The sequence below is a fragment of the Acinetobacter sp. NBRC 100985 genome (assembly GCF_000241225.1).
Lineage (GTDB): Bacteria > Pseudomonadota > Gammaproteobacteria > Pseudomonadales > Moraxellaceae > Acinetobacter > Acinetobacter venetianus.
Genome location: NZ_BAEB01000022.1, coordinates 11,635 through 24,304 on the forward strand (window position 1 = coordinate 11,635; position 12,670 = coordinate 24,304).

A 12,670-nucleotide genomic window follows, 5' to 3' on the forward strand; every position below is an offset into this window, starting at 1 on the left:
TTAATATTCATTTTTATCGATATTAATATCATATTTTTCCGATTAACCAAAAGATGCTGAACGAAATTGCCGTTTTAAACTTATAAACCTTGTTTCAAACTTGCTTCAATGAACTTGTCTAAATCACCATCCAAGACTGCTTTGGTGTTCGATGTTTCTACACTTGTACGCAAATCTTTAATACGTGAATCGTCTAAGACATAAGAACGAATTTGGCTGCCCCAACCAATATCTGACTTTGAATCTTCCAAAGCTTGAGCTGCTTCATTACGTTTACTCATCTCTAATTCATAGAGCTTGGCACGTAACTGTTTCCATGCATGATCACGGTTAGCATGTTGTGAACGTTGGTTCTGACACGCCACCACGATACCTGTTGGTGCGTGGGTTAAACGTACCGCAGAATCAGTTTTGTTAATGTGCTGACCACCTGCACCCGAAGCACGATAAGTATCTGTTCGAACATCCGATGGATTAATATCGATCTCAATATTGTCATCAATCTCAGGTGAGATAAATACTGCTGAGAATGATGTATGACGGTTGTTGTTACTGTCAAATGGCGATTTACGCACTAAACGGTGTACACCACTTTCTGTACGTAACCAACCATAAGCAAACTCGCCATCTACACGAATCGTTGCAGATTTAATTCCTGCAACATCACCGTCAGAAACTTCCATCAATTCAGCTTTAAAGCCATGACGTTCAATCCAACGCAAGTACATACGTAACAGCATGGATGCCCAATCTTGTGCTTCTGTACCACCAGAACCCGATTGGATTTCAAGGAAGCATGGATTTGGGTCCATTGGATTACTAAACATACGGCGGAATTCAAGATTACCTAAAGCCTGTTCAGCACTATCCAGTTCAGCTTGTACATCGGCCAATAAACTTTCATCATCAGCCTCAACAGCCAAATCAAGCATCGCTTTCGCATCATCAAGCTGTTCAGCCAAACGATCAAATACACTAATGGTATTTTCTAAACTGCCCTTTTCTTTGGCAATCGCTTGAGCACGATTTTGATCATTCCAAATTGCAGGGTCTTCTAATTCTCTTAAAACTTCTTCTAAACGCTCAACTTTTAGATCGTAGTCAAAGATACCCCCGTAGTGTTTGGCTACGATCAGATAAATCTTTCAATTGAACTAAATACGGATTAATTTCCACGTGTCTTTTCCTACACTCTTTTTCACTTAATCGACTATTTTAACATAAGTGTTTTTACGACACAGCCGTCTTATTTTGTACATCATGGAAAACGAAAACAAATGTTTCACTTTCATCTTTTCATACTTGTCCAACGATTTCACTGAAACAATTTAAACTTAAATTGGGTAAAAATTAGACTAAATATACGAAAATACACAATCCCTCCTAAGTTTTAATAAATCAATACAGTCCATTTTTTTAAATAAAAATCAAATATATAAAATGTCAAAATTACAAGTTAATTACATTCGTACTGTTTGATTACTTTCTCATGATTGACCCTCATCAAATTTTAAATAGACTGGGACTTGTAACAAAACATGTAATTAAGATTTAGCTAGTTCTCATTATTTCAGAGGGAAGTAACCATGAAAAAATTAGCAATTGCATCGGCACTTTTATCTGCATTGGCAGTGACAGGTACTGCACATGCTTATCAAGCTGAAGTAGGCGGCTCATATACTTATTCTGATTGGGATGATTTCGATGCAACACATAGCTTTGGTGTAGATGGAAAATACTATTTCAACCCAGTGCAAACCCGTAATGCACCTCTTGCTGAAGCAGCGTTTGTAAACCGCGCAAGTAATGTTAGTGCAAAAGTGAATTACGCAGACAATAACGGTATAAAAGATTCACAATATGGCGTAGGTGTAGAATATTATGTCCCGAATAGTGACTTTTACTTAAGCGGTAATTTGGGTCGTAATGAGTTAGAAGTAGACAATACATCTATCGATCAAAAAGTTACAACTTATGCTGCTGAAGTGGGTTACTTACCTGCACCAGGTTTATTACTTGCTTTAGGTGTAAAAGGGTATGACGAAAAAGATGGTAAAGACGGTGCAGACCCAACCGTTCGCGCAAAATACGTCACTCAAGTTGGTGGAAATGACATTAACTTAGAAGCATATGGTGCTTTCGGTGATTTAGACGAATACCGAGTAAAAGGTGATTACTACCTAGATAAAACACTCAGTGTAGGTGCAGATTACTACAATAACGATCTTACGAATCGTGATGAATGGGGTATTTCTGCGAAGAAATTCCTAAATCAGCAAGTAAGCTTAGAAGGTCGTGTCGGTTTTGGCGATGATTACAACACTTATGGTGTTCGTGCTGCATACCGTTTCTAATTGTTAAATCCTAACTTTTAGATTCTAAAAACCGCTCTGAAATCAATTTTCAGGGCGGTTTTTATATAACGAATACTTATAAATATAAAAATAAGCACTCTGATTCATATTGAATTCAATATCTGATTATTTAAACAGAAACAGCTAAATATTTTGATCATTCATTTAATAATTGACGACTCTCAAATTTTGACTACACTACAACTCGCAACAAATTATTACGATGCATTATTTTAATAAAGGGGAGTTATTGAATGAAAAAATTAAGCTTAATTACAGCACTTTTAAGTTCTTGTGTTGCTTTAAATGCAAATGCATATCAAACCGAAGCGACTGGTGCTTATGAATACGTTGACATAGATGGTGGTAAAACCAATAGTGCAGCAATCAGCGGTAAATATTACTTTAATCCTGTGCAAACCCGTAATGCGCCACTTGCAGAAGCAGCTTTCCTTGACAAAGCATCGAGCATCGGCGGTGGATATGCGTATAGCAAACTTCAAGATGATGAAGATTTTGGTGATTTGCAATTTAATATTATCGGTGTAGAAAGCGAAATTTTTATTCCTGATACTCAGTTTTATGTTTCTGGTGCATTACACCGCACGAATATTAAAGCCACCATTAATGGACTTGGTTCAGAGTCAGATAATGGCAATGGTTACGAGTTTGAAGCAGGTTTCCTTCCAGTAAATGGTTTATTACTTGCTGTAGGTGTGGCTGATTTTTCAGAAAGTATCAACCCTGTAAAAGTCGCAAAATATGGTTTTGTTACTAATGTCAGTAATGCTGCCGTTGTTTCTGGTGATAACGACGATACAGCCGTTTCACTTCGCGCAAAATATGTTTCTGAAGTCGCAGGCTTCTATACAAATTTTGAAGGTGTAACTTACATCGGTGATGAAACATCTTATCGTTTAGCTGCTGATTTGTATTTAGATCAAACACTGAGTGTCGGTGTTTCTTTTGCAGACTCTACAGCTGACGACTCAGATAGTATTTTCAACATTCGTGCACAAAAATTCTTTAACCCTCAATTTGCTTTAGGTGTGGGATACACGACAACTGATGGTGCTGACTCTTATGGCATCAACGGTACATTCCGCTTTTAATTGAGTTTCTATAAAACAAAAAATCCGCTCAACAGAGCGGATTTTTTATTGCTTTAAATAGGCGACCTGCAATTGTAAACTGGTATTCCCATTAAAAACATTACGTTCTAAGGTGTACACCAAATCGACATAACCCAACATTGGATTAAATTCATAACGATCGATGGCATTAAAAGCAATCGCATCAATCACATGTTGCCCTACAGCAAGTTTTAATTTTAAGTGCTGATCTTTGAGCCAACGATAATCAATCACTTTAAACCGACCCTCGAACTGAGGTAGAGGAAATTTTTGCCCCCAAGGGCCAAGTTGCTCTATCCAATCTAAAGTTCCTAAATGCAAAGCGGAGTCATCTAACTCACCATCCGTCCATAAAGTTGCTTGAAATAAATCAGAATCCATTTCCGCAATCATTTGAGTAAACACGGTTTTAAATTCTTCAAAATGTTCTTTTTTTAGTGTTAAACCCGCTGCTGCTGCATGCCCACCAAAATGACTGACCAAATGCGGATACTGTTCAGCAACCTGCTCAATCATATCTCGGATATGAATTCCTTCGATTGAACGAGCAGAACCTTTGATATGTATCCCATCTTCATCGGGCGCAAACACTAAGCTTGGTCGATGAAACTGCTCTTTTAATCGACCTGCAACGATACCGATCACTCCTTGATGCCATTGTTCCTCAAACATTACCAAAGCAGGAGGAATATGTTCGGTTGTTAATTGTATTTGTTGCAAAGCCGTGAGAGCCTGTTGCTTCATTTCATTTTCAACTTGTCGACGTTCAACATTCAGTTGATTGAGCTGCTGAGCAATCGGATAAGCAGTTGCCATGTCTTCAGCAAGTAAGCATTCTATTCCGATACGCATACTTTCCATACGACCTGCGGCATTAATCCGCGGTCCAAGCACAAAACCCAAATCCTGCGCACGTAGATGAGCTGCATCTCGACCAGCAATATCGAGTAACGCTAAAATTCCAGCACGACACTGATACTGTTGGATGCGTTTAACACCTGCATCAATCAAAATTCGGTTGTTATAATCTAAAGTTGCAACATCAGCATAAGTACCCAAAGCAACTAAATCTAAATATTGGGTGACTTTACTGCTCGTTTTATTGTGCTGACTGCGAAAACTTGCCAGTTTTGCCAAGACATAGAATGCGACTCCAACCCCTGCCAAGGCCTTACTCGAAAACTCGCAATCCAATTGGTTTGGATTCACCACAGCATCAGCAAATGGTGTTGGCTTAGTCGTTAAGTGGTGATCCGTAATAATCACTTGCATTCCAAGCGACTGCGCCGTTTCAACACCCGCATGACTTGATATCCCATTATCGACAGTAATCAATAAATCAGGATGATAGGTTGCGTGTGCCAATTCAGCAATTTTGGGAGTTAACCCATAGCCATATTTAAAACGGTCAGGTACTAGATAATCGACCAATGCACCCATTTCTTTAAAGACTAATACCATCAGCGCGGTACTGGTTGCACCATCTGCATCGTAGTCGCCCACAATGATGATTTTTTTTTGCTGATCAATCGCTTGATCAATCAGTTCAACTGCTCGATCTAAATCTTTCAAATGCGGAGCGAGTAGGTGTTTCAGCTTTAATTCAAGCTCTTGCTCAGACTGAACACCACGTCTTGCCAAAATCTCTGCGATAAACGGAGGCACGCCCTGAAACTGTTCAGGGCGTGTAAGTAATGGTCTCTTTTGAATAAGTATCTGTGTCATTTATGGCATCAAACGTTGAATCGTCCAGAGATCATTCTGTTTTTCATAACTTAAACGATCATGCAAGCGGTTTGGTCGCCCCTGCCAGAATTCATAATAATCTGCTTCGAGACGATAACCTCCCCAAAATTCAGGTTTAGCTAACTCACCTTGATCACCAACGCGCTGCTGGAGTTGTTGAAAGCGTTGTTGCAATTCTTCACGACCCGAAATCGCACCACTTTGTGGAGTACTAATGTGCGCTGCAATTTGGCTATCACGAGGGCGCTTATGATAATAATCAGTCGATTCTTGTTCAGAAATCTTAAGTACCTTACCACTGATACGCACCTGACGTTCTAAGCTAGGCCAATAAAATAACAACTCAGCAAAAGGATTTTCAGCAAGATCTAAACCTTTTTGACTATCATAATTGGTATAAAAATCATAACCTGCTTCAGTCGCACCACGTAACAAGACGGTTCGAACATGCGGACGGCCTTGTGCATTTGCTGTCGCAAGTGACATGGTATAGGGTTCATGCAGATTTGCATCAAGCGCATGATTAAACCAGTTTAAAAACTGCAAATGTGGATCACTGCTGATCTGCGCTTCGTGTAATTCGCCTTGTTCGTAACTTAAACGTAGCTCGCTGAGATCCTTAATGACATCACTCATTATTTATCTCCTTAAGCAACTTGCGCCTGCGCACGTACTGCATCAGCTAAATGATTTGCCAGACTCACAACCTCTTCTTGTTGATCACCTTCAACCATCACACGAATCACAGGCTCAGTACCTGACTTACGAATTAAAATACGTCCACGGCCTTTGAGTTGCTGCTCTGCTTTATCAAATTCAGCCACTAAAGCTGGAATAGAATACGGGTCGATCATTTGCTGTAAACGCACATTAACGAGAACTTGAGGGAATAAAACAAAACCTTCCACTAACTCATGTAAGGCTTTACCCTGCTCAACCATAACCGTCAGCACTTGTAATGCAGCAATAATCGCATCACCTGTTGTGCTTTTATCCAAGGTGAGAATATGCCCTGATGGCTCACCGCCCGTTACCCAAGCGTTTTCTTCAAGTGCTTGTAACACATAACGGTCACCTACTTTGGCACGGACAAAACCAACGTCTGCTTTTTGCAATGCCAGTTCAAGCGCCATATTACTCATGACTGTACCCACGACACCTTTTGGCTTGTGGTTGGCTTGCGTCGCTAAAATATACAAAATATGGTCACCATCAATCAGATCACCATTTTTATCCACCATCACTACACGATCAGCATCACCATCAAAAGCAATGCCAAGATCAGCCTGATGTTCTACAACTGCTTTCTGTAATTGTTCAGGATGAGTTGAACCACAATTTTCATTAATATTTAAACCATCTGGTTCATTGAATAATGAAATTACCTTCGCACCCAACTCACGGAATACAGAAGGTCCTACGCTATAGGCTGCACCATTGGCACAATCCACGACAATTTTTAAATTATGTAAATTGAAGTGGTATGGGAAAGTAGATTTACAGAATTCGATATAACGACCATTGGCATCTGTTACACGTACGCTTTTACCAAGGTTTGCCGTGTCATCAATGACAAGATCTTTTTCTAATTCTTGGTTAATTTCATCCTGTAAGGTATCAGGAAGTTTTTTACCTTCACTTGAGAAGAACTTAATCCCATTATCAAAGTAAGGGTTGTGCGACGCAGAAATCACAATCCCCGCATGGGCATGTAGTGCACGAGTTAAGTGAGCAATCGCTGGTGTTGGTAATGGACCTAATAAATGAACATAAACACCCGCAGCGTTTAGACCTGCTTGTAGTGCAGCTTCTAAAATATATCCAGATAAACGCGTATCCTTACCTAATACCACAATTGGCTTATTTTTCGGACTATTTCTTTTTAGTACTTTTCCTGCGGCGAAGCCAAGTTTTAATGCAAACTCAGGGGTAATTGGCATTTGTCCAAATTTTCCACGAATGCCATCAGTGCCAAAATAACTCATCTTCTACTCACTTTCTTATCGTTTATATGGTCTATCACCATATATTTCTCATCACGCTCACTTTACACCAAAAACAAAAAACCGTCAGTAAACTGACGGTTTTTCTATCGGTAAAATTACCAAAAATCAACCAACACGATAGTTTGGCGCTTCTTTAGTAATCGTTACGTCATGTACGTGTGATTCAGACATACCTGCTGAAGTAATTTTCACGAATTTCGCATTTTGACGAAGATCTTCAATGGTCGATGAACCTGTATAACCCATAGAAGAACGTAGACCGCCCATCATTTGATGGATGATATTGCCCATTGGGCCTTTATATGGAACACGTCCTTCAATGCCTTCAGGTACTAATTTTTCAGCACCTGCTTTCGAGTCTTGGAAATAACGGTCAGCTGAACCAGTCGCACCTGCCATCGCACCCAAAGAACCCATACCACGATATGCCTTGTAATAACGACCTTGGAAGAACTCAACTTCACCCGGTGCTTCTTCAGTACCAGCAAGCAGAGAACCCACCATGATGGTACTCGCACCCGCACCAATTGCTTTTGCCATATCGCCAGAGAAGCGGATACCACCATCAGCAATCAAAGGAATTTGGTCTTTCAATGCATTTGCAACACTGTCAATCGCAGAAATTTGTGGCATACCAATACCTGCCACAATACGTGTTGTACAAATCGAACCAGGGCCAATACCAACTTTAACGGCATCTGCACCAGCATCAAGCAATGCTAATGCCGCATCACCTGTCGCAATATTTCCGCCAATCACTTGAACTTGTGGGTAGTTTGCTTTTACCCAACGTACGCGTTCAATTACACCAGCTGAATGACCATGTGCAGTATCTACAACAATCGCATCAACACCAGCATCAACCAATGCTTCTACGCGGCTTGGTGTCTCAGCACCTGTACCCACAGCAGCACCTACACGTAAACGGCCAAGGTCATCTTTACAGCTGTTTGGATAGCTTTCAGCTTTACGGAAATCAGTCACCGTAATCAAGCCTTTGAGTTCATTGTGCTCGCCAACAACTAAGACTTTTTCAATACGATGTTTTTGCAATAATGCTTGAATATTTTCTTTAGATTCGCCTTCACGTACAGTAACTAAGCGATCTTGACCTGTCATGATGTTGCTCACAGGCTGTTCTAAGTTCGTTTCAAAACGTGTATCACGTCCTGTTACGATACCGACAACTTTGCCATCTTTAACAACAGGCACACCGCTGATGTTGTTGGCACTTGTGATTGCAATCAATTCACGAACAGTTGTTTCTGGTGTCACAGTGATAGGATCTTTCACCATCCCTGCTTCAAATTTTTTCACACGACGAACTTCAGCGGCTTGTGCTGAGATGTCCATGTTTTTGTGCAAAATACCAATACCACCATTCTGCGCCATCGCAATTGCCATACGAGACTCAGTCACAGTATCCATTGCAGCAGAAACGAGAGGAATATTAAGTTGAATTCCGCGAGTTAAACGTGTCTTTAAGGAGACATCTTTTGGGAGAACAGTAGAGTAGGCAGGAAGTAATAAGACATCATCGAAGGTCAAGGCTTCTTGAACGATGGTCAGCATAACAATCTCACTGGTAATTTCCGTGAGCTATTATAAACAAATTTCGATGTGATTTTCATTTTCTATGAAGAAAATAATTTGAGAAAAAGCATTTCTTCATCAGAATAAATGCTTTTTACATTGAGTTTATCAAAACAGAATTAACAGACTTGATCAAAATTATCATTATTTTCAGAATCTTGTGATTCCACACAAATGAGTGGAATCATATTATGTTTCATTCGTGCTTTATTACATTGTTCATCTGCAATTTGTACTTCTTTACAACTCGAGCTACGCACTTCATAAATAGAACAACTTACATTGACACCAACTTCGCCTTGTAAGGCCACACATCTTGGTGGTGATTGATTGGTTCCTTTCATGCAAGAATAAACCGCTGTAAGAGGTTCAACCATTTCTTCAGGCATGCTTTCAGCTTCAGCCCAATAGAATGAGACACGGAAATTTGCGCAGCATGCACCACAACTAATGCATGCATCTGGCGTAGCAATTTGAGACAACATTTTTATTAAAATTCTCGCGACCAAATCAAATTTTTTATAGCGCGAATCCTAAGAAAATTCACTACCGAAAACAATATATATTTATCTGTTTTCGATAGATTTATTCGTTCAAATTTTAAGGATTAATCAAGCTTTAATTTATTTCCGTTGGAATGCTGAAAACATACTCATTCATAAGGTCTACGCCACATTCTAGATTTTCAATCCAATCCAAAAATTGATTAATCATCTCTTTACCGACAAATGCCGTGCCATGTTGAGGAACAATCATATCCAAATCCATTTGACGAACCATATTGACCCACAAACGAATCACTTTGTTTGAGCACATATAGCGTTGATGGAAGCCTTTCATTTTTTTGATGTGGGCTTCAAAATCAGTGATCGGTAGACTGGCATCTTCAACAATCGACGCCCCCATATCACCAGAAAATAAAATTTTTGCCGTTGGATCATAAAATTGGAAATTGCCAACCGAATGTAAAAAGTGAGCAGGCACGGCAACAATAGATGATTCACCCAGTGGAATCACTTGTCCTGTGTCAGGCAATTCAATCAAACGCTCCTCCCAATTGCCCTTCATACGATCACTCATAAAAGCTGAATTCAGATGTGGTAAAAATCGTGCCCATAATTTTGAAGCGACAACTTTTGCGTCGGTATAAACCAACCAACGCGGCATCGAGGTAATAATGTCAGGATCTTGATGCGAAGCCATCACATAATCTAAATTTTTAAGCTTCGTATATCGATTCAATTCCATCGTCAATGGAACATACGTTAAATCCCCACCTGGATCTAAAACAGCAGCACGATCATGATCAATAATTAAAAATTGATTGGCTTGAATACCCTCGCCCTTTACCAAACTGGTAAAACTAATGCATTTATGAGTACCATTATCAAATAATATTTGTGATGTAGTCCGATCAAAGCTCATAGCAACCCCAGAAAAATTCTTTAAATATGAAATATTTTTAATTCCATAATAAAATAATGGGATTTAGTCGCTGTTTCAATCAGATATTGGACTTTTATCGTAATTTATCTATGTAAATTTTACTGATTTAAAACTTGAGTATCTTTATTTACATCAATTAAAATAATAACCATTCTCATTAATATTACCTCGATCTGAGATATCTCTCAGTTTTGGAATCTTCTATGCTCCCTCCACATCGAACGCTGCTAGCAACACTTGTTTTAGGCTTTATGACAACCGCTTATGCAGACGATACAACCAATACCCTTCCCACCATTTCAATTCAAGCAGAGCAAGATCAAACTGACACTTATGTTGCTACTCAAGCAACTTCAGCACTAAAGTCAGATGCTCCACTTTTTAAAACAGCACAATCCGTCAGTGTAATTACTCAAGAACAGCTAGAGCAAAAACAAGCACAGACTTTAGCAGAAGCGATTGATGGTGTTGCAGGTGTTGTTTCGGGACAACTTGGACGACGGGGTTGGGACGATTTTATTATCCGTGGACAAAATTCATCGGATCAGGTTTTTATTGATGGTTTACGGCAAGGGCAAAGTACTTTTGTCGCAACAGAACTCTCTGGTATGGATCAAGTACAAGTCATCAAAGGGCCTGCATCGGTTAATTTCGGCCTCGTTCAACCCGGTGGCATGGTCAATATGGTCACTAAACGACCTCAAGCTGACTCATTCTACCGAGGGTCTTTGACCTACGGCTCCAATCAACTTAAGCAAGGCACTTTCGATTTAAACTATAGTCCGAATGACAGTGAAAAAGGCGCTTTCCGCATCAACGGACGTGTTGCAGATCAAAATGATCCAACCGATTTCGTGTATTTTAAAAATTACTATATTTCACCTTCTTATAATTTTAACTTAGGTGACAATACTGATCTTTCGGTCATTGCGAGCTATCAACATCGTGAATATATGCGCCAACAAGGCTTACCAGTCTTAGGTACATTGCTAGCAAATCCAAATGGCGCATTAAACTCAAAATTATTCATCAGCGAACCAGCTCATGGCGGCTACAATGCGGATGTTTATCGTAGTGGCTATAATTTTGCACATACTTTTGCAAATGAATGGAAGTTCAAACAAAATTTTGTCGTACAAAAAACAGAAATGGTTGGTCCTGCCGTATTTGCTGCAACAGGCAAGAACTTTTGGGCGAAAAATACGGATGGGACAATCGACTACACCACGATCCAACGTCAAGGACGTTATCAAGATGTCGATAATTTAAGTTTTTCAATCGATAATCAACTACAAAGACGCTTTAACCTTGCCAATATGTCGCATGAACTCACGATTGGTGTCGATGCTATGCAAGAAAAAAGCGATTACATCAATAACCGTTGTACCGTGGGCAATTTAAATTTATATCGTCCGCAATACAACACCAAGGTGAGTTGTCCTGAGTCACCCACAAATCATGATATCAATCGCCTCAGATATACAGGCTTATATCTACGTGATCGAATTCAACTCAATGATCAATGGGTGTTAAATCTATCAGGTCGCCACGATTGGGCTGAAACACAAAATAAAAATTTAGTGAAAAATACTGAATCAACCCAATCAGATAATGCATTTACAGGCAATGCTTCTCTCCTCTATACCATCAATGATATTGCAGCCCCTTATGTTAGCTATGCAACATCATTTCTTCCTGTGAGCGGAACAGATGCTAATGACAATGCATTTAAACCAGAGAAAGGCAAACAAGTTGAAGTCGGCTTAAAACTACAAAGCCCAGATCAACGCATCCAAGGTAGCATCGCATGGTTTGATTTACGTCGCCAAAATGTTTCAGTATCAGATCCAATCAACAGTGGATTTAAAGTACAACGTGGTGAGCAAATGACACGGGGGATTGAAACCGAAGTCACGGCACATTTGTTTGATCAGTTCAAACTCACTGCAGCATATACCTATACACCAGATGCAAAAACTACTCAGGATACAACAGCTGAAAATATTGGTATTCGCATCGACAATATTCCAAAACAGAGCTATAGCTTATCGACACGCTATCGCTTTAAACCAAATTCAAATTTAGGCTGGTATGTGGGTGCAGGACTTCGAGGCGAAACGAAAAAAAGCGTTGATGGTTTAGCGGTGGATATTCCGAGCTACACAGTATTTGATACTGAAGCAGGCTATGATACAGAACATTGGGGTGCACAACTTTCAATCCGCAATATGTTTGATAAAGACTACTATGCTGGCGCACTCAATGAAAATCTAATTACGCTAGGCAACCCACGCCAAATCAATTTTACAGTGAAATTTAACTACTAAAATTAAAGAATAATGCCAAGTCCTACTTTGAATTTCATCAAAATAGACTTGGCATTTATTTAACT

At 39.6% G+C, this 12,670-nt stretch carries 10 protein-coding genes; 3 read left to right on the plus strand and 7 right to left on the minus strand.

Annotated elements, in window-relative coordinates:
• Positions 1 to 80 precede the first annotated feature (80 nt).
• Positions 81 to 1,176 (minus strand): peptide chain release factor 2 gene (gene prfB, locus ACT4_RS08360; RefSeq protein ID WP_139023478.1). Its coding sequence is split into 2 segments (ribosomal slippage): positions 81 to 1,103 and positions 1,105 to 1,176, totalling 1,095 coding nucleotides; the frame shifts between segments, so codons are not numbered across the junction.
• 410 nt (positions 1,177 to 1,586) lie between these two features.
• Here prfB and ACT4_RS08365 point away from each other — a divergent pair.
• Positions 1,587 to 2,354: a putative porin gene (locus ACT4_RS08365; protein ID WP_007481353.1), complete on the plus strand. Its 768-nt coding sequence runs from the start codon at positions 1,587 to 1,589 to the stop codon at positions 2,352 to 2,354.
• 254 nt (positions 2,355 to 2,608) lie between these two features.
• Complete coding sequence (locus tag ACT4_RS08370; protein ID WP_007481354.1) at positions 2,609 to 3,466, plus strand: putative porin; 858 nt, start codon at positions 2,609 to 2,611, stop codon at positions 3,464 to 3,466.
• Between the two features lie 45 nt (positions 3,467 to 3,511).
• On the opposite strand, the gene recJ is transcribed toward ACT4_RS08370, so the two are convergent.
• The 6 genes from recJ to ACT4_RS08400 form a co-directional block, all read right to left on the minus strand.
• On the minus strand, positions 3,512 to 5,212 hold the full coding sequence (gene recJ, locus ACT4_RS08375) for a single-stranded-DNA-specific exonuclease RecJ (RefSeq protein ID WP_007481355.1): 1,701 nt from the start codon (positions 5,210 to 5,212) through the stop codon (positions 3,512 to 3,514).
• On the minus strand, positions 5,213 to 5,869 hold the full coding sequence (pdxH, locus tag ACT4_RS08380; RefSeq protein ID WP_004878039.1) for a pyridoxamine 5'-phosphate oxidase: 657 nt from the start codon (positions 5,867 to 5,869) through the stop codon (positions 5,213 to 5,215).
• A gap of 11 nt (positions 5,870 to 5,880) precedes the next feature.
• Entirely contained in the window at positions 5,881 to 7,218 is a 1,338-nt protein-coding gene (glmM, locus tag ACT4_RS08385; RefSeq protein WP_004878041.1) for a phosphoglucosamine mutase, read from the minus strand.
• A gap of 126 nt (positions 7,219 to 7,344) precedes the next feature.
• The gene (guaB, locus tag ACT4_RS08390; protein WP_004878042.1) at positions 7,345 to 8,811 is read right to left on the minus strand and encodes an IMP dehydrogenase; all 1,467 of its coding nucleotides are present in this window, start codon (positions 8,809 to 8,811) and stop codon (positions 7,345 to 7,347) included.
• Between the two features lie 140 nt (positions 8,812 to 8,951).
• Positions 8,952 to 9,317: a YkgJ family cysteine cluster protein gene (locus ACT4_RS08395; protein ID WP_007481359.1), complete on the minus strand. Its 366-nt coding sequence runs from the start codon at positions 9,315 to 9,317 to the stop codon at positions 8,952 to 8,954.
• A gap of 133 nt (positions 9,318 to 9,450) precedes the next feature.
• On the minus strand, positions 9,451 to 10,257 hold the full coding sequence (locus ACT4_RS08400) for an MBL fold metallo-hydrolase (protein ID WP_007481361.1): 807 nt from the start codon (positions 10,255 to 10,257) through the stop codon (positions 9,451 to 9,453).
• A gap of 224 nt (positions 10,258 to 10,481) precedes the next feature.
• Here ACT4_RS08400 and ACT4_RS08405 point away from each other — a divergent pair, with 224 nt between their 5' ends.
• The gene (locus tag ACT4_RS08405; RefSeq protein WP_007481363.1) at positions 10,482 to 12,605 is read left to right on the plus strand and encodes a TonB-dependent siderophore receptor; all 2,124 of its coding nucleotides are present in this window, start codon (positions 10,482 to 10,484) and stop codon (positions 12,603 to 12,605) included.
• Positions 12,606 to 12,670 lie beyond the last annotated feature (65 nt).